We start from the raw sequence: 21,534 nt of genomic DNA, 5'->3' as shown, positions 1-21,534 counted from the left end.
CCAGCGGCACGACCAGATTGAAAGATCGCTCAGTCATGACGGCCTTGACCTCCATGAAGCGGGCGATTTGCGGACTTCTTCCAGCCGTTGGCCTGCTTTCCGATGCTGGTCGTGATCTCGACGGCTTTGGCATAGGCCGACCGCGAGATCAGACGCTTGTCCATGCCAAGGCGCAAAAGCAGCTCGATCACCTGAAGGCGTTCGATGAGTTCGCCGAGATGCGGCGCCTTCTCAGCTGCGACATTGGCGCGGAAGACCAAAACCATAATCTCGATGCACTCCGCGCTGATCTTCTCGCCGATGCTGCGCTTGAAGTCGCGGGCCATGTTCTTGACCAGGTCCGTCACCACGTCCAGCAACCCATAGGCCGCTTTGTAGATCGGAAGGTTTGTGTGCAGTGCCACGGTGGATGTAATTGTTAAATTACAAAAGGATCAATCTGCGGACGGCACGGGCGCGGAACTCGTAGCCCTGAGGGTAGCCGTCCTGGTAGCCGTCGTAGAAGTACTGATACCAAGCCCAGCCGGACTCGCGCTCGTGAGCCTCTCCGGACCAGTACCAGGTGCCCTGGAACTCGTCTTTGAGATTGGCGTACAGGAGCGATTGCTCTCGGCGCGTCGGCAACTCGCCGCCCTGTTCCTTGGCCCACTTCTTGGCGTCGTCCCAGTTCACTTCAGCTTCATCGCCGGGGAGGAGGATCAGGTGATGATCGGGCTCGCCGTCTTTGCCGAGAAGGAGGCCGGCATACTGCTCGCCGGCGTTGAGTTGGATCGTGCCGCCGGCGACCTTGTATTCGCGCGCAGCTGCCTTCCGAATTGCCTCGATCATGGCGGTGATCTCGGCATGTTTTGCTTCGACTTCTTCAAGCGTGGGCGTCATTGCTGACCTCTCCTGAAAATGAATGAAGGGTTAAATCGTCAATCTGCGGACGGCACGGGCGCGGAACTCGTAGTGCTGTCGGAGGCTGAACTGGTAGCCGCCGAGGAAGCGCTGAAACCAAGCCCAGCCGGCATATTCGGGATCAGCGTCAGGCGTGTTGGACCAGTACGCGGCTTCCTTGAATTGGCTGCGGTGCTGCTCGAAGGCCATCACCAGTTCAGCGCGTGTCGGCAGATCGGCATTCAGGCTCTTGGCCCATTCCATCGCATCGGGCCAGCTCATGCGCTTCTCGGCTTCAGCGGGAAGCAGGATCGTGTGCGTCACGTCGCCGGTAGCGTTGACGAGGCCGCAGAGGTAGATCTCACCTTCGCTCAGCGGCGGAATTTGAATTTGTTGCATGCGTTCTCCTGTTGATGGGTGTTGCGCTTGTGAATTCAGAGACGGAGATCCCGGCCTTTCTTGGCAGTCAGCCACCAGGCGGTTTCTTTGCCTTTGCCGCCATAGACGTACTCGCTCCACAAGGCCTGTCCGTGGCCGAGGTAGCGCATGAAGCCCCAGGGTTTGACGTCACCGGCCTTGTGGAAGAACAGGGTCCACACGTCGGCCATGCCCTCGGGTTTGATGATCCGGTGGAAGGTGTCGCCTTCCAGGCTGTTGAACCAGTGAACGGAACGAATGCCGGTACGACGCTCCTCCAGGTACCAGCCAGCCAGCACGATCGAGCGCGCCCACGCCCACGGGTGATCGTGCACACCACGATCCGGATCGGACCCGACAAAGCGGTGCAGATAGAACCGGATGCCGAAGAGGGTGCCGACGTAGTAGCGTTCCAGGTACGGGTGACCGTTGTCGCTGATGACGCGGGCCGGCAAGAACGACGTGATCCACATGAGGAGTGCGCGCATGTCATGCCCCCTGGATCTTGGTTGTCTCGTCCGCAGGCTCCGGGCCTAGGTCGTAAGCCCCGGGCACAATGAAGCCTTCCCCGCCACGTTCGCGTTCGACCTTGAATGCGCTGACGATGTCTCGGCCGGTCTTCTGGCGAACGAAGTCCTCAATGGCCTGGCCAATGTCGCTTGCTTCAAGCTCGATTCGGGATTTGATCTGCATACGTTCTGTGTGTTGGAAATGCGCTGAAAGGTTGGCGAAGAGGGTCAAGCGCCGGAGGTGAGCCGTTGTCACGTGCGCGTGACGCCGAGGACAAAGGAGACGTACCAGCCGCAGCCGACTCCAATCGCGCCGCACACGAGGGCCAAATACGCAAGCGCTTGGGGAGCGCGCTTTCGTATCGACCTGACCCAGGTAGTGCGGCGCGGTTCGACGAGAAGGCTTTGCATGGGACCGTTGATCGGTGCCAGATTGAATTCGGTGCGTCGACGCGCAGAAACGGGTACGGGCATCACATCCCCCAGTGAGGAACCAAGTAGTAGATCGCCGCAACAACCATCAGGCCGCCCACAACGGCGTTCAGAATTCGGTTGTTGTGCTTGCGGCGGCTGTATTGGTTTTCGCGTTCCGCTGCGCGAATGGCGGCTTCGTTGTCGGTCAGATGCATGGCTACCTCCATGGCGTCACGGTTTTGAGGGTTCCGAAGTCATCGACGACGGCGAAAGCCTCGGGGTAAGCGGTGCTAGAGAGATCGCGATAGCTCGTGTGCCTCATGCCAACGCAAAGCGCAACGGTCCATGCCTGCGGCCGGTTGTACTCACGCCAGTGGTCGCACTCGATGCGATGCGTAACAACTCGGGACATATCTATTTCAGGCGTATGCATGTCAGCCCCAAAAGAGGATGGCGAGCAGCAGCGGCCCGAGAACGATGCCGATCAAGGCCGAGACGGCGGCAATGACGATGTGCTTGGCATCCATGTCTTTCCTCTCTTGTGTTAAGTAGCGGGGGTTAGGCGAACATGCACAGCGCGTTGTCGTCGCCGTCATATCGAACGCCGCAACGCGCCAGTTCTCGCACTTGTTCTTCCGTGATCACCTTTGCCAACTCATCACAATCGGTGTCGAGATAGAACTCGTCGTGATAGGAGGCGGTGATGATGTCGCCGCCAGCCGGCTGCAGTTCATCCAGTAACAAAAAGGCGTGGAGGTCCGCACGTTGACTGCGCTTGTTCTCAACGGCCTCAAAATTTAGGTAGTCGTCGTTGTATTTCTCGAACGTCGCGTGCAGATCGATGGTCATGTTTATCCCCTGTTGGTCAGCGGCGGTGCCTCTGGGAGCGCTGGTCGTTGTTCTGATCCATTTCGTCGACCGTGAAGCGGTCGTGCTTGATGCGCCAGGCGGTGTGCACGGCGATGGCGATAGCCATCACTGCGACCGAAAGAAGGACGGCGCCGAGCTGTTGGTTAGTCATGGCTCAGGCGTGCCCGAAGAGACCGAACCACGTTTCGCCAGCTTGGCGAGCCTTTTCGGCATCAGTGTGCGTGGTGACGTCGGGGCGGAAACCGCAGCCGGGGAACCAGCAGACGAGGTTGGCAACGCAGCCCTTGTCCTCGACCGTGGCCCAGCGGTCGCCGGTGCCAAGGTGTTGGATGCCGTGGAACGGCTTCGTCCAGTAGCGGGCGGGTGCCTTAGCACTCAGTGCATCGGGGCGGTGGGTTTGGGCTGCTTGCATCGCGTCCTCCATCTTGTTTGCACCGGTGGTGCGTCGATGGGCGAACTATAGCGAGGCGCTAAATAAAGTGCAAGAGCTAAATTTAGGGAATCGCTAAATTTCTTTAGCGAAAGCCGCTTCTGCGCTGTAGCATACAAGCAACAAGACGGCCCACTGCGGGTCAGCTTTTATAGCGATGGGCACAGGCGAGGTATAAACATGCGTCACATGGACGAAAAAAAACCCGCCAAGCGGGTTTCTTTTCTTCGTGGCGAGCGATGTGCGTCTATTTCTGCTTCCTGAATGCTGCTTTCTTGAGAGCGATCTTCATCGCCTTGCGCTTCGCTGCGGTGGTCGAGCGCGACTTGGCCACCGTAACGACTGTGCCGCGTCCCTGTCGCATTTCCGTTTGCACTTGGCCGAGGCTTTTTGCTATGGCGCGCAGAGGAGCGAAATACAGCTTTGGAGTCTCTTTTGCCGCATCGACGAAGATCTTCCAGGTGGAGTTCATCATTGCATCTCCAAGTAAGCCGCCCTGATCGCGTTGATGAGGAAGAATAGCACGCACAAAGCATCTGCGAAGAACAGCGCGTACTCCAACGTGGTCAGGCACATGACTAGAGTTGATGTTGCACCGTTCTCTTCTAAGAGGTGTACAAATTTTCCTAAACCGAAGGCCAGCAGTGCAACGATCACAAAGATTGCTGCTCCAGCCAACGCATGGCCGGTGAACGCTGCAACTGCTCGCCAAGGGGACGGATGCTTAATGGCAGGCTCAGGTGGGGGTACACGGTAACGCCGGTTCATTTTTTTGCTTGTAGTTTTTGTCTTGGTTCTTGATGCCCAAACGCCGTCCTTTAGGCACTGATGAGCGGCACAACCCGTCAGAAATCGCCCGTCCCAGAACGGTATTTCACTCTGCCGATGATGCTCACATGGTCAATTTGCTCCGGCCCAACGTTCACGGGCTCGTAGCGAACTGCGTTGTCGCTGACGATCTTCAAGCTTCCGTCCGGCAATCTAAATAGGCGCTTGACCAGCAGCTCCCCTGCATAGACCAGGGCAAATACACCGCCATTGGCAGGTACACGCGTGTCGGCGGTGTCTACTACCACCGTGTCCTTGTCGAACAACCGCGTCTCCATGCTGTCACCGTTGACCTTCACGGCGACTAAATTCTTAGGCTTGGCATCGAGGGTCCGGATGTAGTCCGCTTGAAATGGCAGCGGCTCCTTCTCCTCAATATGCCAGGTCTCCCTCCCGTTCCCAGCAGACAGCTCCACGTCAATCCTCGTGATGAGAACCGTAGACTCCTTGGGGAGTTCTTCCAGGTCCTCGTAAGTAACAATCGGACGCACCTTGACGCCTGTAAGCGTTCTTGTGGGTGTTTGTTGAGGATTGTAAGAGGGCGCCTGAGGAAGCTCGTTAAGGCTAGTTTCAATCTGATCTGAGTGATCTTTTGCCTTGACAGGAATGAGCAAGGTTGTCGTGGAGTGGTCCACATCCATCCAACCACGCTTTTCGCCAATGCCGGCCTCAATCTTCCGCGCCGCATCGTCCCCCATGTTCTTCGGGTTTCCAGTTTTACTGTCTGGCTGCCGGTTCTTGATCTGGCTTAGGTAGGCGGCGGAAAGCCCTGACTTCTCAGCCAGCGCCGTTGCAGTGCCTGCGCGGCTGATCGCCAGCAGCAGGTTGTCCAGTCGGATTTCGTCGATGGTTTTCATGCGCGCGATTCCATAGCAAATCGCTAAACAATGGAATGTGCGATTCGCTATTGCTTTATGTTTAGCGCATCGCTATAGTGTGCGCATGGACCTGAAGACCTACCTCTCCCAAAAACGCGGACGGCTTGCCTCGCTCAGCAGGGCGATTGGTGCACATGCTGCTGATGTTAGCCGATGGGCCAGCGGTGAGCGCCCCGTCCCCGTTCCCTTCGGAATTCCGATTGAGGATGCCACGGGCGGATTGGTTACGCGGAAGGACATGTTCCCCGCGGAATTGCTCTCGCGGGTTTGGCCGGATCTCGTTGAAGGGGTCGATCGCATCAAGTCGATTGATGACGTCCAGGTCCCCAACGGTCGTCAACGCGGCAAGGGTACGAAGAAATAGGGGTGACATCAGTGGGATTGAAGGGCATCGGGTTTCGATGCCCTTTATTTGAATCCACGCCCGGCCGTGGATGCGACTGTGGAACCGATGAAATTTCCCAATGAGGAAACATGCGATGCAGATGAATGAATTGCCCTCGGGGCGCTTCCCAGCAGGGTTTGCTGTGCCCCCTGCGACCCAAGGGGAGCCCAAACGCCGGTTCTTGCCGGATGGCGAAATCGCCAAATGCCAGACCTTCCGCCAAGCATGCGCGCTGGCCTGGAAACACCGTGTACTGCCCGGCATGACGCTCCAAATGCTGGCAGCGCTGGCCGACCTTCAGCACCAGCACGTCTCGGACTACTTCCACCCGGAGCCCGTGAACTCGAAAGGCAACGCGCGCCGCTCGCTGCCCGCCGAGAAGATCGACGAGGTGGAGCGCGTGCTGGGTAACCACGTGCTGACCCAATTTCTTGTCTGGCGCGCCCAGATGACTCTCATGGAAGCGGTACTCGCTGCGAGGAATGCATGAACGATGCCGAGGCGCTGGCCGTCGGCATTAAGGCGGCAGACGAAGCGCTCACAAGAAACGGAGACAACAAGGCGTTGGCAGCGGAAGACCTGAATAAGCAGGCAGGCGCCGACGGGACATTGAGGGAAGCCCTGAAAAGGGTGGGCTTGCTGGAACTGCAAAGCGAGCAAGCCGTGAAGCATTGATTGGGAGAGTGCTCGATGCCGTACGAGGTGCAGAGCAAGCGGGTTGTGCGAGAGCAGGGCGCACAGGCCCGCAAAGAGGGCAAGCCGATCACGAGCTGCCTCTACGAAGAGGGAACGGAAGCACGCAAGGAATGGATGTCCGGGTACCAACCCGGGCAGTGCGTTGAAACCGAAGCGCCAGTCATGGCGTAAGGGGCGAGAGAACCATGCGGACGTCAGTCACCGAAACGAGCCTGAGCGCCTATCGCGCGCTCCAGATGGACGGCCAAATCCAGCCGAAAGAGAAACAGGTGCTCGCTGCCTTCGGTGGGCGCCCTGACATCCTGCTCACACGCCAGGACATCGCGAACAAGACCGGCATGGCCATCAACTGCGTCTGCGGACGCGTCAATTCGCTGGTCAAGAAGGGGCTTCTCGTGGTCGACGACGAAACCCGCGTTTCCCCCACCACCCGCAAGCCCCAGGAGTTGCTCGGGCTGCCGGCGAAGCCTCAGTAGTAAGCATCCCCAGATTCCAAAGACTTCGGCGCCACGTGACGCCGATAGGAGAACACGCATGGCAAAGAACTCCATCGACGCCTACGGCGCGGCCGGAAAAACGAATTTGCTTTTCTTCGATCCGGCATCGCTGACGCTGGTGACCGATCCGAATTCGCCGTTGTACGACGAGCGCGTCCACTTGCCCGTCAACGAGGCACTGGCACGAAACATTGACCACCAGGGCGTTTTGGAGCCAGTTCTCGTCCAGAAGAACCCCGAAACGGGTTTGACTGAAGTTGTTGCGGGCCGTCAGCGCGTGAAAGCTGCCCGTCTGGCGAACGAATGGCGAGTTTCCCGCGGAGTTCCCTCGCTGCACGTCCCGGCCGTTGTGCACAAGGGTGCTCGCCGTGATGCGCTGGAGGCAATCATCAGCGAGAACGAGGCCCGCCAGGCAGATACCCCCCTCGGCCGCGCAGAGAAGATGCGTCGTGCGATGTCGCTGGGCCGCGGTGAGGAAGACATCGCGCTGTTGTTCGCGTGCACCGTGGCGACCGTGCGTGCAACCCTGGCTTTGCTCGATTGCACGTCCGTAGTGCAGAAGGCGGTCGAGAAAGGCTCGATCACCGTTACGCAGGCCAAGAAGCTTTCAAAGATGGCGCCGGATGAGCAGCGCGCCAAGGTCGCCGAGCTGATGGCCGCTGGCGAAGGTGCCCGGCCGCACGAGCGTGCTCGCAAGCAGCGCGCCGTGATGGGTGAGCAGTTCCGCATGAAGTCCCGCGCACAGATCGCCAAGGAACTCGAAACCGCCGAGGGCGAGCGCGCTGCTGCTCTGCGTTGGGTTCTGGGCATGGGGGAGGGCGAAGCGCTGCCGGGTTTGATTGCCGCTACGGAAGCCATGGCGGATTTCGGCCTGGCGGCATGACTGCGTTGGTTCCCATCACGTGCAACGGGAAGACGATCCGCGTCGACCCGCTCAAACACCCTGACCAGCTTTGTTACGGCCAGAAGTGCTACCTGCGCATGCCGGGCGTGTGCCGGAATCTGGCCGATACGGTCGTTCCCTGCCACTCCAATCAGCTCCGCCACGGTAAGGGCCGGGGTTTGAAGGCAGACGACGCTATGACGGTGCCGGGCTGCTTCTGGTGCCATTACCAGCTAGACCAAGGCAGCCGCTTCACCTACGAGCAGAAGCTCGCCTTCTTTGACCGCGCCATGTGGGATTGGGCTCCGTACCGCCAGGTGGTCTATGGCGTGCCGGCACTGCCGTGCCTGGAGGCCCTTGAATGAGCGTCGAGGCAATTTCCTGGGCTCTGAAACAGCGCGTAGGGCGTTCGTCGACGAAACACGTGCTCACCCTCATGGCGAACTGCGCCAGTGCGCCTGCGCACCGTTGCTACACGTCCATGGCCTATCTGGTCGAGGCATCTGAGCTGGACCGGAAGACGGTGATCTCGTCCATCCAGAAGCTGGAAGAGCTGGGTTTGATCTCCGATGCCGGTGAGCGAACCGGAAAGACGGGTCAGATCGTCGTCTACCAGCTGCACCTCGAAGCTGTGGATAACCCGTCAGAAGGGTCCCAAAAACGGAAGGGTTCCGAAAACGGAACAGTTCCGAAAACGGATGGAAAGGGTACCGAAAACGGCGGCAAAGGGTCCCAAAAACGGACGGAAACAGTCCCAAAAACGGGACACGTAACAGAAGGAACAAAAGAAGAACAGAAAGGAACCAAGGCGCGCGCGAAGCGCGCCAAGGTGAGTGTCGACCTTCCGGACTGGTTGCCAGAGAAATCCTGGCAGGACTGGTTGGACCATCGGGCCGAGATGAAGGCGCCTTTCACCCAACGTGCTGCCGAGTTGTCGATCACGGTGCTTGAACGCCTCCGCGCTGAAGGCCATGACCCTGTCGCAGTGATCGACCAGAGCGTGCTGCGGGGCTGGACTGGCCTTTTCCCGATTCGGGCGCAGCAAGGCCCCCATGGCGGGCAAGAACCTCAGCCCGCGGGTGTGCCGTCGATCTGGTGGGAAAGCAACGAGGCCATCAAGGCGAAGGGCGACAGCCTCGGCGTGGCAGAAAACCCGGGCGAGCCCGCCCGCCGCTACATGTACCGCGTCTTCAAGGCGGCAGGCCCCGGCCCATGGGTCGAGCGCGAGCTGGCTGCCGCATCGCGGATGAACGAATTCGAGTACGAGCGGGTTTTCGCCTACTTCATGGGCGAGAGGCCGGCCAAGGTGAGCGACATCGCGAGCGGCGGCAACCAACAGGGGAGGGGAGCATGAAGGCAATTCGGCATTGGGCAAAAGCGATCGTGATGGATACGGTGTGCTTCGGGCTGCTGGCGGCCGGCGCATCCGGTGGGGCCGATTGGGCGATGAACGTCTTTCTGTTCTGGGCATGGCTCCTCGCGATCACCAGCATCCTCGCCGGCCTGTTCGGTAACCGGACGTGGTTCCCCGCCTATCAGCCGGCCGGCATCCGGGCATATCACACGGTGACCACCTTGGCGCTGATCTCTGTGCTTGCTGGCCTGGGGATGACGGCGTTGGCCGCGTTCCAGTTCCTCGGCATGGCCGGGATGCTTGCCGCTCGTTCGCGCGAGCCCAAGGAGCAGCTGGCAGCGGGTGAGGGGCGGTGATGGCAAATGCGAACGGACGGGCAGTACCGGCACGAGTGCGAAGTGCGGCAGGTAGCGCAGTGGCCGGCGCCGAAAGTTTTGGCCTACCTGCAGGACGTGGAAAAGCACCGGGGGCGAAAAGCGGCGGAAAGGCTGCACTCCGACGTCCAAAAGGCCCGACGGGCGCTCCGGGCAAATACGGCAACAAGCGGATCCAAGCGGACGGAATGACGTTCGACAGCATGCGCGAATGGGCTCGATACGGCGAACTCAAAACGCTGCAGGCGGCCGGCGAGATCTCCGATCTGCGCTGCCAGGTGCCGTACGAGCTGGCGCCTGGCGTTGTGATCAACGGTCGCCGCCGTCCGCCCCTCCGTTACGTCGCTGACTTCGTCTATCGCGAAAAGTGGTCGCCGCTGGACACGATCGAAGACGTGAAGGGCGCTGTGACGGAGGCATACCGAATCAAGCGCCATTTGATGGTGGCGGCAGGGTTTGTGATCAAGGAGATCCGCTGATGGCAAAGAAGAACAAGGCGGCGACCATGCCGGGAACCGTCGAGGAGCGGATTCTTGCGCTCCTGAACAGCAACGCTGACGTCAGCCGTCCGCGCAACCACATTGCCCGGAATCTGCGCTGCACCGTCGAGGAGGTTCGCGCCCCGCTCGATGCGCTGGTGCAGAAGGGTTTGATCAGCAGCAGCATTGTGGGCACGAACCGCGTCTATTTCGCCAAGCGCCAGTACGAAGAGCGCGCCGTCACCCGGGTAGTGGGAAAAGGCGAGCTGAAAGGTGACTACAACGGCATCCAGCGGCACTGGAGCCTCTGCATGGAGGTGCGCCGGTGATCCACCCCAGCTACATGTACCGGCTGACGCCGGAGGAAATCGCAATCCGCCATGAGCAGGAGCGTGCGCGGGCGGATCAGGCATGCGGCAGTTGCGCCAATCGCTCGCCTTTCAAGATCAACGGGGAATTGGCCAGGGAATGCAAATTCAAGCGGCGGACGTACGGCTTTCGCTGCGATCTGTATCAACGGGAGGCGGCATGAGCGACAACGAACTGAAGATGGATGACCAGGCGCTGCATGCCTACTGCCTTGATTGGGTGCGCTGGTGCCGCACGCGTCGTTTTCTGGCTCCGCCGGTCCCGTCGACGCTGCTCGGTCGGCTGCAGCCGCGTTCGGGCGAAGGGCGCGAGCCCAACGGCCCCATGGCTGCCGACATGTCGTTTTTCAACATGGCGGTTCACGGCCTGGCTGAGTCCTACCCCCATGAATACGTTTGCTTCGCCATCTTCTATCTGCACGAGGCCATAAACATCAAAGGGGTGGCCGCCGACATGAACATCGGCCGCCAGACGTTCTATGACCGCGTGAAACGGTTTGCAAAACGCGCGAATGTCATGACCCCGGCGATCCGAAAGATCCACATGGAACACACCGCGCCGGAGGAGGGACAAGCGCCCCATCTGACGCCCACCCAGAAGAATCAGGAGCGCGACAATGCCGACCAATAAGAATCCTGCCGACGTGGCAAAGCGAATCAAGGAATGGCTGGGCCCGAATGGGCGCGAAAACACAGCCTCACTACTGCTGTATGAGGCAGTGCAGGCGCTTGAACGTTGCGCGAGCCCCGCCGAAAGGTCTGCATCCGTCTGCGCAGTTGATGGCGCCATCGCGTACGGCCGGATGGGCGTCAACCGCCCACCCGATGGCCACTGGCTGACGGAATACTGGTCCATCGGTCAGCAGCTTGCTGAGTTAGGAAAAACAAGTGCTTGGGACAACCAAACACCCGTCGAATCCGCGCCCTCTGTCATCGAGATGAACGATGCTCAGCTGCTGAGTGCGCTGGATCAGGAGGTCGCCACGCGCAATCTTCGTTGGGTCGCAAACAGCGAGGGGAATCCCAGCATCGGCACCGTGTCCGGCTTTGAGCGGCACGGCGTCCGCGACGCGATCCGGGCGCTGTTGGTATTTATGCGGCGCTCTCCCGATCATCGTGCTGAAGCGGCGGCCGAGCCAAGCGGTACTGCGCACCCTGACGACGTGGCCGTTGACCGATTTGCTGCTGCCATGAAGGAAAAACTCGCACAGGCGCGCGAGAAAGGTCGTGGCGGCTGGGAGCAATGCGATCCGGTCGAACTGTCGATCATGCTGCGAGAGCATGTGGAGAAAGGCGATCCGCGCGACGTGGCGAATTTCTGCATGTTCCTTTGGAGCCTTGGGAAGCCGATCACCGATGCTGCGCTTCCATACGGAAAGCGTGTCGCGCCGGCGCCTCTGCACTTAGGCGCCAGTCTTACGGACGGCACACTGCATGTGGTCGTGATGCGCCATGAGGATGGCGCCTCGACGGTCGTTGCAACCGCAGATCTGGAAATCGGCGCACTGGCCAAAGTCGATTGTCATGCCGTCATGAAAGCCGAGCCGGTGTGGGATCAGCGCACACCTGAAGATGACCTGAACGCTACCGAGGGTGTGCTGGATGCGGCCCTATGCGACATGCCGGATGGCTTTCAAACGGACTATCCGACCGTGGCTGCTTATGCGCACGCAATTTGGCAGGGCTATCGGGGATTGCTTAAAAACGCTCGCGCCTCCCAGTCCCGCCCACTGGATGGAGAAGAATTCCAGGCTCGCGTCCAACCTTGGATGATGGCGTGTTTCGGCCCTGAGATCGCGGCCGACACGCAAGAGCGAAACCACCGTTTTCTGGAAGAAGCCCTTGAGCTGGTCCAGGCTTGCGGCGCAACAGCCAGCGAAGCTCACCAGTTGGTCGACTACGTATATGGCCGTCCGGTCGGCGATAAGCATCAGGAGATCGGCGGCGTGATGGTGACGTTGGCCGCGCTGTGCCTCGCGCAGGGCCAGAACATGCACGCCGCTGGGGAAACCGAGCTTGCCCGCATCTGGACAAAGGTGGAACAAATCCGGGCCAAACAAGCCGCAAAGCCAAAACACTCTCCGCTCCCAGAGCGCCCTCGCGACGAGAAGGCACAACCCGAAGCTGAAAAAGCTGAGCGAGCCCTCAAGGTTTTGCGCGACCTGTCTCAATGGATGGCAGTGGGGATGGGCATGTGGAAAGATGGTCCCACTGGCCCCTACTTGGGCGACATCGTCACTGAAGCGCGCCACGTTCTTTCTGCGCATCACGCGCAACTGGGGCAGTGACTATGGGCTGGAGTATCGGTTACGACACGAACTGGGGCCGGGACATCGGCTATGGCGTTCCGGCGACCTGCGATCACCCGGATTGCAACGAGAAGATCGACCGCGGTCTGGAGTATGTGTGTGGGGGTGAGCCCTATGGTGGTGACCGTGGGTGCGGCCTCCACTTTTGCCTTGCGCACCTGTCCGGCGACCCGCAGCGATGTGATCGGTGCAAAAAGCGCCGGAAGCCGTTCCTCGCCAAGCCGGATCACCCGGAATGGATCGCCTGGAAGCTGAACGACGAAAGCTGGAAGGAATGGCGGGAGAAAAACCCCGAGGAAGTGAAAAAGATGCAGGAGCAGATCTCGGCAACGTGCGCGCGGGCATCGATGGGAGAGCAATCATGACACCAGGTGTCCGCCAATATGAGATGGGCCAATGCGTTTCGGGGCAGCACACGCCCGTCTCGCCGCCGGCCGAGGACGAAATCAACGATACCGCCTCAATGCGGAAATTCCTTCTCAAGCAGATGGTCAAGGCTGCAAAAGGGCAGATAGACACTGCCAAGGTCAAAAACGTCTGCTCGCTCGCCCAGCAGGTATTCCAGGCCACCAAACTAGAGATCGAGGCAGCGAAGACCATGAAGGCCGGGTTTGCTCCTACGCCGCTGGCTCTGACAGATGGCAAGCGGAACGGGTAGCGAATTCGAGGATCCGGTCCTAGTGCCCGCGAAGTGGTACGACCGGCTTTCTTCCTTCCAGACGGTGCACGGGTCTGCCCTTCTGGACTGCGCGCCTGGTGACCGGCCGGTAATTTTGCGTGGAGCACTCCACTGTCGGATGGCAAAACGCGGTGGAGCGCGCTACTACGGCACGGACGTACTGTTGCGATACATCCGGCTGCGCCGGATCACCCAGGTCGATGCGGCGGATTGGCAGGATTGGGTTTGTCATGAGCTGGTGCCAATGGCTGCGACCTGCCGATGGTGGCCACTACAACGCGCCTGTGCTGATGACGTCTTAGCCCTCGTGTCCCCTTACCGGGTGGTAATAGAAGGGGAGGCTATGATTGTCAGAAATGGAGAGGCTTACAGAAACGTCAAGCGTATTGCTCGGGCGCTTGCTCTCGTGACAATGGGGATTAGCGCAAAATGAAAGTCGCGGAACTGGAAGGGGCGCTGCTGGACTACTGGGCGGGTCGAGCGAAAGGTTGGACGTGCAATGCAAATGCGCAGCACAAAATGCTTTGTATTGATGTTTGGCGCGACGCCGAGGGAAAAATCTGCGGACCCATTCCGGCTCAAGCATTTCGTCCATCCACAGATTGGGAACAGGGTGGGCGAATCATCGAGAACGAACGGATAACTCTGCTCGATCCAAGATTCTGCGAGTCGGGCCTGTGGGAGGCATTCATGGGTGCATTCCCCGATGTAGCGAAATACAGCGTCGTCGGCATGGTGGCGCAGGGCGCTGGCCCGACGCCGCTGGTTGCAGCTATGCGCGCCTATGTCGCGAGCAAGTTTGGGGCAGAGGTGGAAGACATGCAGCGGGGATCGGCTGGCTAGGAGGCGGCATGGAAGTCAAATACGGGGAAGGAAAGACGCGGTTCGGCCCGGGCGTCAGCATTGATCTGACCGGCGATGAGGTGGCGACGGCGATTGATGCCTACCTGGTAGCGCAGGGAATCTGCATCCGAGGATCGCGCACCGTGACCGTCAACGGCGAACTTTGCAGTTATGGGCGCGTATATGTCGATCCAGAGGGCTTTGTCGTCGATGATAGGGGTATCAAGTTTTCTGGGCGAGGCCCCGCCTCGTCGTAAGCATGCTCATGCATGCCTAGACAATCGTGTACGGAAAAATCCGTGCAAAATAGTTGTGGAAAGGCCCGTACACATCGGCCTAAAATCAGCCTCAATTCGATAGTCTGAATCAGTGTCTCCGAAGCCCGCGCGATGCAAATCAGCGGGCTTTTTCATTGGATCTACGGCATGCACACACTTGTTGCGCTCTACCTATGGTGGGGTGTGTGGGTGCAGGCCGCCTATGGTTTGCCTGCAATGCGGAGTCCATTGCAGGGAGATAGAGGTCAACCAAACGAGCTACCCGCGCGCGCGGGCCAGCCACAGCAGACCGAATACGGTTAGGTGCTCTGCGAGAACGACTCCAATTCGAACTGAGGAAGGCTCAATGAGCCGCCTCAGCGAAACCGCAGACCCCCGGCATTGCTGGCGAAGAGCGCCCCATCTACCAGCGCGGGTGCATGTGTTGGCGGTTTCGCTGAGGCAAATATTTGAATTCGCGGGTTTGGCCGAGTGGTTAGGTGCCAGCCTTCCAAGCTGTGTAGGCCGGTTCGATCCCGGCAACCCGCTCCAGAGCAATCGCGTGTCTCCCCTCGGGCTTGTGCCCGCTTTCGCCCCGCCTGCCTCCCAGGTGGGGCGGCTACTTTTCATTGGTGCCAACATGACTCGATCCTCCAAGAAAGCCGCTGCCGCGGTCGACGTGAGCGATCTGGTCGGGGAGATTGTGCTGTTGCGTTCGTCCTTGTGGATGAACGGTCGCCGCAAGGTGGCGGCCGTGGTGACTGGCATTGAAGAATCGAGCTTTGGACTTGGAGAGGCGCTTGCCGTCGTATCGTTGACGGCCTTTCCCCCCGGATCGCCGTCGCGCACGATGGGAGATGTGCCGCTATACGCGGCGGAGCCGGCGGCAGAGGTTGTCCCGGCTGCTTGGCTGAGGCGATAGCGTGCTGGACATCTCTGTTCGGTTTGACGTCAAGGCGTTGAACAAGCAGCTGGATGCACTGTCGAGCAAGCAGCTTCCATTCGCTGCGGCCCAAGCTATCAACGTTGTGGCAAAGAAGCTGCAGGCTGCAGAACAAGAGAACATGAGGAAGGTGTTGGATAAGCCAACGCCGTTCACGTTGAGCTCGGTAAGCGTCAAGCTTGCCAACAAGACCAGTCAGACTGCGATGGTCTTCGTCAAAGACATCGCTGCAGCGTACTTGTTGCCATATGAAGAAGGCGGCCAGAACAAGTTGAATTCCCGAGCGCTGATCAAGCCGGTTGGTCAGAAGGTCAACCAGTATGGGAACCTTCCGCGCGCCACGGTTAAACGGCTCGCATCCAAGACGAATGTCTTCATCGGAAAGGTGAAGACGAGTGTTGGTGAGGTTGATGGTGTTTGGCAGCGGACCAAAGCGGTGCGTGGCCGGAAGGCCGGCCTCAAGTTGTTAGTCAAGTTTCAAGACGCCCACGAGGCAAGGCAGCGCCTGGGGTATCAAGACCTTGCGCGGAAGCTCGTCGGCGCCTCTTTCAAGCGCGAACTCGGGGCCGCGCTTGCCCGGGCCGTCGCCACCGCCAAAAAGTGACGTCGATGGCATGCGGGCGGGTCCTTCCCCCTCCCGAATGCAGCGGGGGCAATTGCGCACCCCGATTTCTCCCCAGCTATGAATGCCGAAAGGTGTTCGCACCTGTTCGCACCCCATGAGCAAAACCATTTCGATGCGCGAGTTTGCGCGCCGAGAGAATTGCTCGGACACGTTGGTGCGGCGGGCCGTAAAGCAAGGCCGGCTAAAGGTTTCAGGGGATGGGAACCTTGACGAAAAGTTGGTCGGAACGTCTTGGCGAGAGGGTAACGCAAAGGGTGCGAACACCCCTGCGAACACTAGTGCGAACACTGCGAACAGTTCGCAGGGTGTTCGCAGTTCGCAGTTCGCACCCTATGACCCGCTCCCGGAGGTCCTTGACGGCGAGTCGCTCGCGGACGCAGCGAGCAGGTTTGTCGATGAGGTCGAGCTTCTCGACTACGCCGGCGCGCTCCAGAAGAAAGAGAACTATCTCGCGCTGCTGCGGCAGCTCGAATACGAAGAGAAATCAGGGTCGCTGGTGCAACTGGCGACCGCCGAAGCAATCCTTTTTGAGGAGTTCCGGGCACAGCGTGATGCGTGGCTGAACTGGCCGACCAGGGTGGGGCCGCTGTTGGCCGCCGAACTCGGCATCGAGGCCGACCGGCTGACGGAGGTCTTGACAGCGCATGTCCACAAGCAAATCGCCCAGCTCGGCCAGCCGGAGGCTAATTTCACCGAGCGCGAAGGCTGATCGGCTGCGCACGTCCGTGCGAAAGGCGTGGACGCCACCACCGCGCATCAGTGTGCCGGCATGGGCTGACACCTATCGAAAGTTGGCCAAGGAGGCCGGTAGCACATCGGGTAACTGGTCGACGTCGACGGTTGAGGTGGCGCGCGGTCCGATGCTGGCGGTGACGGAGCCCGGCGTGCACGTCATCACCACGATGGTGAGCACGCAGCTGCTGAAGACCGCACTCCTCGAAAACGTCTTCGGCTACTTCGCGCACCTTGATCCGTGCCCGATCCTCCTGTTGCAGCCTAAAGAGGCAGCAGCGGAGCAGTTCAGTAAGGAGCGAATCAGCCCGATGATTCGGGTCACGCCTGCGCTGCGGGACCTGGTGGGAACGAGCAAGACGCGCAACGCGGATGAGACGTTGCTGTTCAAGGCGTTCCCGGGCGGTTTCCTCGCGCTGGCCGGCGCGGGTAGCCCCGACAACCTTGCGCGGCGTCCTGTTCGGGTGATCCTGGCCGACGAGGTCGACAAATACCCCGTCACCCGTGAAGGGGAGCCGATCGCGCTGGCTGAAGAGCGTACGGCCACCTTCGGTGTGAATTGGCTGTCTATCCGTGCTTGTTCACCGACGGTCGAGGACGAGAGCCGGATCGAAGCCAGCTACAAGGAATCGGATCAGCGGCGCGCGTCGCTGTCGTGCCCGCATTGCGGACACCGGATGTTCCCCGACTTCTTCAAGCACGTCGACTGGGACAAGCGTCGTGATGACGCAGGCAACGTTGTCGAGCACTTCACGAAGACCGCTCGGATTGCTTGCGAATGCTGCGGCGAGGTGTGGTCAGAAGGTGATCGCCTTCGCGCGCTTGCGTCGGCGAGGTGGCACCAGACCAAGGCGTTTGACTGCTGCGGGTCGCGGCACGTACCGCTCGACGCATACGAACGGGCCTGGCGTGGGCCCGATGATGCCCGAGACGCGAATCCAGATGCCGCTGTACTGACTGTCTGGGATTGGTGGGAGAGCGACCGGCACGCCGTCTATCGCGCAAAGTGCCCGGATTGCGGCAAATGGGGCGTTGATAACGAACATGCCGGCTTTCAGGCCAGCAAGCTTTTCAGCCCGTGGCAGAAGGACAAACCGTCGGACATTGCCGCCAAATGGGTAGCAGCCCATGCCGACGAAGACAAGAAACAGACCTGGTGGAACACCCAGATGGGCATGCCATATCGCCCGAACTCCGGGAAGGCGCTACGCGTCGATGCGCTGCTCTCGAAGTGCGAAAACTGGGCCTCAGAGGTTCCGGATGGTGTTGCCGTTGTCACGGCCGGCATTGACACGCAGGGCGATCGTTTTGAGGTTGAAATCGTCGGCTGGGGTCGGAACGAAGAGAGCTGGTCGATTGCCTATGAGGTGATCGAAGGTGACATGGAGTCGCCAGAGGTCTGGGAGCGGCTGGACGCATTGCTCAAGCGCATTTGGTACCGCGCGGATGGCCGTGGGTTTGAGGTGATGGCGGCTTGCCATGACTCGGGCGGCAATCACACCCAGAAGGTGTACGAGTTCTCCAAGGCGCGCCTCGGCCGCCGTGTTTGGGCAATCAAAGGTGAGTCTGCTGTCAACGGCAAGCGGAACCCGATCTGGCCGATCAAGAAGCCAAGCCGGAAGACGAAGTCGGCATTCCGGCCAGTGATCATCGGCGTGAATACCGCCAAGGACACCATCCGTAACCGGCTGCATGCGGAAGCGCCTGGGCCTGGCTTCATGCATTTCCCGGCTGATCGCGACATCGGCTACTTCGAGCAACTCACCTCTGAGCGCTCGGTGGTGAAGGTCGCCAACGGCCAGAAATATCGGGTTTGGGAGCTTCCAGCCGGCCGTGCCAATGAGGCGTTGGACTGCCGTGTGTATGCCTATGCCGCCCTCTGTGGGTTGACGCATTTCGGGCTGCAGTTGAACAAACGGGCTGACCAGGTTGCGCCTGCGTCAGACGCAATGGCACCGGCGCCGGTCGTCAGATCTGACGTTCCGGTCGGAGTATCTGCGACGCAACCAGAAACCAGCGCCACGCAGACGCGGGGCAGAAGCAAGAAACTCATTAGCCGACTGGCATAGGACGAAATGGCGATCACTGACGGAATGAGCACGGCGGATATGCAAAGCCGCCTGGCCGCGCTCCAGGCCGCCTATTTCGATCTGGCGGCAGGCGCAAAGGTCGTCACGGCTTCCTACGCACAAGGCGATGGCACGAAGTCAGTCACGTATCGCCAGACTGACCTGTCGGATATTCGAAACGTCATCTATGAACTTCAGATGGCGCTCAACCCAGGTATGTGCAATCCGCGTCGCGCGCGAAGGATTCGCTTCTGATGTCACTCATCGTCGATTCGAACGGCAAGCCTTTTGGAGACTTGCCGAACGGCGGCCGTGCGCGCGCTGACGACGGTCTGAACGGCACAGTGCTGTCCGTCCCACCTTATGGCAACGCATTTCCGTATGAAGCGTCTAGCCTGCAGACGCCGGAAATGGGTGACTGGCAGCCGTGGATCCGCTCGCCTGATTCCGAGATCAATATGCACCGCGACCGTATGGTTGCGCGGCACCGCGATCTCGCACGGAATGACGGCTGGGCATCGGGCGGTATCACGCGCATTCTCGACAATACCGTCGGTGCGCATCTGCGGTTGTCGGCCAATCCGGATTACGTCGCTCTTTCACGGTACGCCAAGGGGTTTGATGCGACCTGGGCGGACGAATTTCGGCGTGCGGTTGAGGCTCTCTGGCGGGGCTTCGCCGAAGATCTCCGGCACTACAACGATGTGTCGCGTGAGCTGACGGTCTCCCAGCAGTTGCGGCTGGGTTTGCGGCACAAGCTTGTCGACGGCGAGAGCCTGTTTGTCAATTACTGGATGCCCGAGCGGATCGGCCGTGGTGCGGCGAAATATGCAACGGCGTTCTTGCTGGTGGACCCGGATCGCTTGTCGAATCCGTATCAGATGCTGGACACGAAGCACCTTCGTGGCGGCGTCGAGATCGACGACAACGGTGTGCCGGTCGCGTATCACATCCGCAAAGCCGAGCAGAACGACTGGTACAACGCCGTCGAGTCGATGGTTTGGGAGCGCATCGAGCGTGAGGATCCGGACGGCTGGCGGCGTGTCATCCACGACTTTGAGCGGGATCGAGCAGGTCAGCACCGCGGCATCGGCGTTTTCACCCCGATTCTGCGATGCGCGAAGATGCTCGCGCGCTATTACGGCGTCGAGCTGCAGGCTGCGACCGTCGCCACCATCTTCGGCACATATGTAACGAGCCCATATGACCCGAAGATGGTTGAGGCGGCCCTCGACAACGAAGACGAGGAGCTGAGCTACTACCAGGAGATGCGAGCGGACTGGGCGCGTGAGCGGCCCGCGATGCTGAATAACGTCCGCGTGCCGACGTTGGCGCCAGGCGAAGAGATCAAGCAGGTCGCGGCAGCTCATCCACACACGGGGTTCAGTGATTTTGCGCAAGAGATGCTGCGCTCAGTTGCCGCTGCCCTGGGCGTTTCCGCCGAACAGATCACCCAGGACTGGTCGCGAACAAACTATTCCAGCGCGCGGGCCGCGTTGCTCGAATCCTGGAAGACGTTGTCACGCCGGAACACTGAGTTCAAGGTTGGAACCGCGACACCGCTATTCGCCACCTGGTTGCAGGAGGTGATGGAGCGAGGCGATCTCGACGATGTGTTGCCTCGGAATGCACCTGACTTTATCGAGGCGACGACGGAATACGCGCGATGCGACTGGTTAGGAGTAGCGCGCGGCTGGGTTGATCCTGTCAAAGAGAAGCAGGGTGCAATTCTCGGTCTGGACGCTGGTCTTTCCACGCTCAAACGCGAATGTGCGGAACAGGGCCTCGACTGGGAAGAAGTGTTGCACCAACGCTCGATCGAAGTGGCCGAGTTCAAACGTCTGGGATTGCCGCCTCCGAAATGGTTCGGCGATAGTGCGGCCGAAGCGTCCGGGCCGGAAGAGGAACCTCACCCGCAATGAAGACCTACCCATTTTCGGCAGCGCGAGTTTTCGATACGCCGCTCGCGATCCATCCAATCAAAGGGCAGATCATCGCCAAAGCGTTGGCCGGTCGCTTTGGCATTGGCGAAGTGCGGCTTATGGGCGAAGAGCCGGCATATCACATGGCGGCTTCGGGGTTTGGTGACGTGGGCCTAGAGGCTGACATCGACACTCCGTATGACCTGGTCGACGGGGTCGCTGTGATCGATGTGTCTGGGACCCTGGTTCAGAAGAGCAGCTATCTGCGTCCGTACTCGGGGATGCTTGGCTACAACGCAATCCGCCACAACTTCCTCGCTGCGTTGGACGACAAGGCCGTTCGTGCCATTGCGTTGTCGATCGACTCGCCGGGCGGTGAGGTGGCGGGCTGTTTTGACGTTGCAGATTTGATTTATGAGTCCCGGAGCGTCAAGCCGACCCTAGCAATTTTGAACGAGAGTGCATACAGCGCCGCCTACGCGCTTGCCAGCGCATGCGAGCAGATCACGGTCCCTCGAACAGGCGGAACCGGCTCCGTTGGCGTTATTTGCATGCACCTGGATCAAAGCAGGGCTATCGACAAGGCCGGGTTTGCAGTCACGATCATCAAGTATGGCGACCGCAAGGCAGACGGTAACCAGTTCATGCCGCTCTCAAAGGAGGCTCTGGAGCGTTTCCAAGCCGACGTTGACGAGATGGGCGAGCTGTTTGTTGCCACTGTCGCGCGCAATCGCGGGCTGTCAGTGTCTGTTGTCCGAAACACCCAAGCTACAACGTTCCTTGGCGCCGCCGGCGTCGAGATCGGCTTCGCCGACGCCGTAATGGCGCCTGACGAGGCTTTCCAATCCCTGCTCAACGAGCTGGGCTGACATACCCAACCCCACGAGGTTATCA

Annotated in this window: 37 protein-coding genes and 1 tRNA gene; 26 read left to right on the top strand and 12 right to left on the bottom strand. The window is 60.0% G+C overall.

Annotated elements, in window-relative coordinates:
- Positions 1-29 precede the first annotated feature (29 nt).
- The 12 genes from ACCD03_RS03190 to ACCD03_RS03135 all read right to left on the bottom strand — a co-directional run bounded on the left by ACCD03_RS03190 (position 30) and on the right by ACCD03_RS03135 (position 5,204).
- Entirely contained in the window at positions 30-404 is a 375-nt protein-coding gene (locus tag ACCD03_RS03190) for a four helix bundle protein (RefSeq protein WP_413410808.1), read from the bottom strand.
- Between the two features lie 19 nt (positions 405-423).
- Positions 424-879, bottom strand: coding sequence for a DUF1566 domain-containing protein (locus tag ACCD03_RS03185; RefSeq protein WP_413410807.1), 456 nt, complete (start codon positions 877-879; stop codon positions 424-426).
- Positions 880-909: 30 nt separating this feature from the next.
- A complete protein-coding gene (locus ACCD03_RS03180; protein ID WP_413410806.1) occupies positions 910-1,278 on the bottom strand; it encodes a DUF1566 domain-containing protein in 369 nt (122 codons plus the stop codon).
- Positions 1,279-1,313: 35 nt separating this feature from the next.
- Entirely contained in the window at positions 1,314-1,784 is a 471-nt protein-coding gene (locus tag ACCD03_RS03175) for a hypothetical protein (RefSeq protein WP_413410805.1), read from the bottom strand.
- 1 nt (position 1,785) lies between these two features.
- Positions 1,786-1,989 carry a hypothetical protein gene (locus tag ACCD03_RS03170; protein WP_413410804.1) on the bottom strand — a complete coding sequence of 68 codons (204 nt, stop codon included), beginning with the start codon at positions 1,987-1,989 and terminating at the stop codon, positions 1,786-1,788.
- 289 nt (positions 1,990-2,278) lie between these two features.
- Positions 2,279-2,434: a hypothetical protein gene (locus tag ACCD03_RS03165; RefSeq protein ID WP_413410803.1), complete on the bottom strand. Its 156-nt coding sequence runs from the start codon at positions 2,432-2,434 to the stop codon at positions 2,279-2,281.
- A gap of 343 nt (positions 2,435-2,777) precedes the next feature.
- Entirely contained in the window at positions 2,778-3,068 is a 291-nt protein-coding gene (locus ACCD03_RS03160) for a hypothetical protein (RefSeq protein WP_413410802.1), read from the bottom strand.
- Between the two features lie 16 nt (positions 3,069-3,084).
- Positions 3,085-3,240, bottom strand: coding sequence for a hypothetical protein (locus tag ACCD03_RS03155; protein WP_413410801.1), 156 nt, complete (start codon positions 3,238-3,240; stop codon positions 3,085-3,087).
- Positions 3,241-3,243: 3 nt separating this feature from the next.
- Positions 3,244-3,501: a hypothetical protein gene (locus ACCD03_RS03150; protein WP_413410800.1), complete on the bottom strand. Its 258-nt coding sequence runs from the start codon at positions 3,499-3,501 to the stop codon at positions 3,244-3,246.
- Between the two features lie 265 nt (positions 3,502-3,766).
- Positions 3,767-3,994, bottom strand: a complete 228-nt coding sequence (locus tag ACCD03_RS03145; protein ID WP_413410799.1) for a hypothetical protein — start codon at positions 3,992-3,994, stop codon at positions 3,767-3,769.
- Complete coding sequence (locus tag ACCD03_RS03140; protein WP_413410798.1) at positions 3,991-4,287, bottom strand: hypothetical protein; 297 nt, start codon at positions 4,285-4,287, stop codon at positions 3,991-3,993. Before ACCD03_RS03140 ends, ACCD03_RS03145 begins: the two co-directional genes overlap by 4 nt.
- 77 nt (positions 4,288-4,364) lie before the next feature.
- On the bottom strand, positions 4,365-5,204 hold the full coding sequence (locus ACCD03_RS03135) for a helix-turn-helix transcriptional regulator (protein ID WP_413410797.1): 840 nt from the start codon (positions 5,202-5,204) through the stop codon (positions 4,365-4,367).
- 85 nt (positions 5,205-5,289) lie between these two features.
- Between ACCD03_RS03135 and ACCD03_RS03130 the strand changes: the two genes are divergently transcribed.
- From ACCD03_RS03130 to ACCD03_RS03005, 26 genes are all read left to right on the top strand, one after another.
- Positions 5,290-5,589: a transcriptional regulator gene (locus ACCD03_RS03130; protein ID WP_413410796.1), complete on the top strand. Its 300-nt coding sequence runs from the start codon at positions 5,290-5,292 to the stop codon at positions 5,587-5,589.
- A 115-nt stretch (positions 5,590-5,704) separates the two neighbouring features.
- Complete coding sequence (locus ACCD03_RS03125; RefSeq protein ID WP_413410795.1) at positions 5,705-6,100, top strand: XRE family transcriptional regulator; 396 nt, start codon at positions 5,705-5,707, stop codon at positions 6,098-6,100.
- Complete coding sequence (locus ACCD03_RS03120; protein WP_413410794.1) at positions 6,097-6,285, top strand: hypothetical protein; 189 nt, start codon at positions 6,097-6,099, stop codon at positions 6,283-6,285. Before ACCD03_RS03125 ends, ACCD03_RS03120 begins: the two co-directional genes overlap by 4 nt.
- Before the next feature lie 15 nt (positions 6,286-6,300).
- Entirely contained in the window at positions 6,301-6,477 is a 177-nt protein-coding gene (locus tag ACCD03_RS03115; RefSeq protein WP_413410793.1) for an Rmf/CrpP family protein, read from the top strand.
- A 14-nt stretch (positions 6,478-6,491) separates the two neighbouring features.
- Positions 6,492-6,782, top strand: a complete 291-nt coding sequence (locus ACCD03_RS03110; protein ID WP_413410792.1) for a hypothetical protein — start codon at positions 6,492-6,494, stop codon at positions 6,780-6,782.
- Between the two features lie 58 nt (positions 6,783-6,840).
- Positions 6,841-7,686 (top strand): ParB/RepB/Spo0J family partition protein, encoded by an 846-nt coding sequence (locus tag ACCD03_RS03105; RefSeq protein WP_413410791.1) that lies wholly within the window; start codon positions 6,841-6,843, stop codon positions 7,684-7,686.
- Positions 7,683-8,051 carry a nuclease domain-containing protein gene (locus ACCD03_RS03100; RefSeq protein ID WP_413410789.1) on the top strand — a complete coding sequence of 123 codons (369 nt, stop codon included), beginning with the start codon at positions 7,683-7,685 and terminating at the stop codon, positions 8,049-8,051. Before ACCD03_RS03105 ends, ACCD03_RS03100 begins: the two co-directional genes overlap by 4 nt.
- Positions 8,048-9,040, top strand: a complete 993-nt coding sequence (locus tag ACCD03_RS03095; RefSeq protein ID WP_413410788.1) for a helix-turn-helix domain-containing protein — start codon at positions 8,048-8,050, stop codon at positions 9,038-9,040. Before ACCD03_RS03100 ends, ACCD03_RS03095 begins: the two co-directional genes overlap by 4 nt.
- Positions 9,037-9,396 carry a hypothetical protein gene (locus ACCD03_RS03090; RefSeq protein ID WP_413410787.1) on the top strand — a complete coding sequence of 120 codons (360 nt, stop codon included), beginning with the start codon at positions 9,037-9,039 and terminating at the stop codon, positions 9,394-9,396. The genes ACCD03_RS03095 and ACCD03_RS03090 overlap by 4 nt, the downstream gene beginning before the upstream one ends.
- Positions 9,396-9,893 carry a DUF1064 domain-containing protein gene (locus ACCD03_RS03085; protein WP_413410786.1) on the top strand — a complete coding sequence of 166 codons (498 nt, stop codon included), beginning with the start codon at positions 9,396-9,398 and terminating at the stop codon, positions 9,891-9,893. The genes ACCD03_RS03090 and ACCD03_RS03085 overlap by 1 nt, the downstream gene beginning before the upstream one ends.
- Positions 9,893-10,222 (top strand): hypothetical protein, encoded by a 330-nt coding sequence (locus ACCD03_RS03080; RefSeq protein WP_413410785.1) that lies wholly within the window; start codon positions 9,893-9,895, stop codon positions 10,220-10,222. Before ACCD03_RS03085 ends, ACCD03_RS03080 begins: the two co-directional genes overlap by 1 nt.
- The gene (locus ACCD03_RS03075; protein WP_413410784.1) at positions 10,219-10,425 is read left to right on the top strand and encodes a hypothetical protein; all 207 of its coding nucleotides are present in this window, start codon (positions 10,219-10,221) and stop codon (positions 10,423-10,425) included. Before ACCD03_RS03080 ends, ACCD03_RS03075 begins: the two co-directional genes overlap by 4 nt.
- The gene (locus ACCD03_RS03070; RefSeq protein ID WP_413410783.1) at positions 10,422-10,892 is read left to right on the top strand and encodes a hypothetical protein; all 471 of its coding nucleotides are present in this window, start codon (positions 10,422-10,424) and stop codon (positions 10,890-10,892) included. Before ACCD03_RS03075 ends, ACCD03_RS03070 begins: the two co-directional genes overlap by 4 nt.
- Entirely contained in the window at positions 10,879-12,549 is a 1,671-nt protein-coding gene (locus tag ACCD03_RS03065) for a hypothetical protein (RefSeq protein ID WP_413410782.1), read from the top strand. Before ACCD03_RS03070 ends, ACCD03_RS03065 begins: the two co-directional genes overlap by 14 nt.
- A 2-nt stretch (positions 12,550-12,551) precedes the next feature.
- Positions 12,552-12,935, top strand: coding sequence for a hypothetical protein (locus ACCD03_RS03060; protein ID WP_413410781.1), 384 nt, complete (start codon positions 12,552-12,554; stop codon positions 12,933-12,935).
- A complete protein-coding gene (locus ACCD03_RS03055; protein ID WP_413410780.1) occupies positions 12,932-13,228 on the top strand; it encodes a hypothetical protein in 297 nt (98 codons plus the stop codon). Before ACCD03_RS03060 ends, ACCD03_RS03055 begins: the two co-directional genes overlap by 4 nt.
- Positions 13,229-13,678: 450 nt before the next feature.
- Positions 13,679-14,092 carry a phage protein NinX family protein gene (locus ACCD03_RS03050; RefSeq protein WP_413410779.1) on the top strand — a complete coding sequence of 138 codons (414 nt, stop codon included), beginning with the start codon at positions 13,679-13,681 and terminating at the stop codon, positions 14,090-14,092.
- An 8-nt stretch (positions 14,093-14,100) separates the two neighbouring features.
- Positions 14,101-14,349, top strand: a complete 249-nt coding sequence (locus tag ACCD03_RS03045; protein WP_413410778.1) for a hypothetical protein — start codon at positions 14,101-14,103, stop codon at positions 14,347-14,349.
- 478 nt (positions 14,350-14,827) lie between these two features.
- A tRNA-Gly gene (locus ACCD03_RS03040) sits at positions 14,828-14,901 on the top strand.
- 88 nt (positions 14,902-14,989) lie between these two features.
- Complete coding sequence (locus tag ACCD03_RS03035; RefSeq protein ID WP_413410777.1) at positions 14,990-15,271, top strand: hypothetical protein; 282 nt, start codon at positions 14,990-14,992, stop codon at positions 15,269-15,271.
- Position 15,272: 1 nt separating this feature from the next.
- Positions 15,273-15,896: a hypothetical protein gene (locus tag ACCD03_RS03030; RefSeq protein WP_413410776.1), complete on the top strand. Its 624-nt coding sequence runs from the start codon at positions 15,273-15,275 to the stop codon at positions 15,894-15,896.
- Between the two features lie 115 nt (positions 15,897-16,011).
- Positions 16,012-16,626 carry a hypothetical protein gene (locus tag ACCD03_RS03025; RefSeq protein WP_413410775.1) on the top strand — a complete coding sequence of 205 codons (615 nt, stop codon included), beginning with the start codon at positions 16,012-16,014 and terminating at the stop codon, positions 16,624-16,626.
- Positions 16,562-18,718 (top strand): phage terminase large subunit family protein, encoded by a 2,157-nt coding sequence (locus ACCD03_RS03020; protein WP_413410774.1) that lies wholly within the window; start codon positions 16,562-16,564, stop codon positions 18,716-18,718. The genes ACCD03_RS03025 and ACCD03_RS03020 overlap by 65 nt, the downstream gene beginning before the upstream one ends.
- Before the next feature lie 6 nt (positions 18,719-18,724).
- A complete protein-coding gene (gpW, locus tag ACCD03_RS03015; protein ID WP_413410773.1) occupies positions 18,725-18,973 on the top strand; it encodes a gpW family head-tail joining protein in 249 nt (82 codons plus the stop codon).
- The gene (locus tag ACCD03_RS03010; RefSeq protein WP_413410772.1) at positions 18,973-20,640 is read left to right on the top strand and encodes a phage portal protein; all 1,668 of its coding nucleotides are present in this window, start codon (positions 18,973-18,975) and stop codon (positions 20,638-20,640) included. The genes gpW and ACCD03_RS03010 overlap by 1 nt, the downstream gene beginning before the upstream one ends.
- On the top strand, positions 20,637-21,509 hold the full coding sequence (locus ACCD03_RS03005) for a S49 family peptidase (RefSeq protein ID WP_413410771.1): 873 nt from the start codon (positions 20,637-20,639) through the stop codon (positions 21,507-21,509). Before ACCD03_RS03010 ends, ACCD03_RS03005 begins: the two co-directional genes overlap by 4 nt.
- Positions 21,510-21,534 lie beyond the last annotated feature (25 nt).

The sequence above is a fragment of the Ralstonia sp. Ralssp135 genome, from assembly GCF_047304345.1.
Classification (GTDB): Bacteria; Pseudomonadota; Gammaproteobacteria; order Burkholderiales; family Burkholderiaceae; genus Ralstonia; species Ralstonia chuxiongensis.
This window is presented reverse-complemented; position numbering and strand designations above follow the sequence as displayed.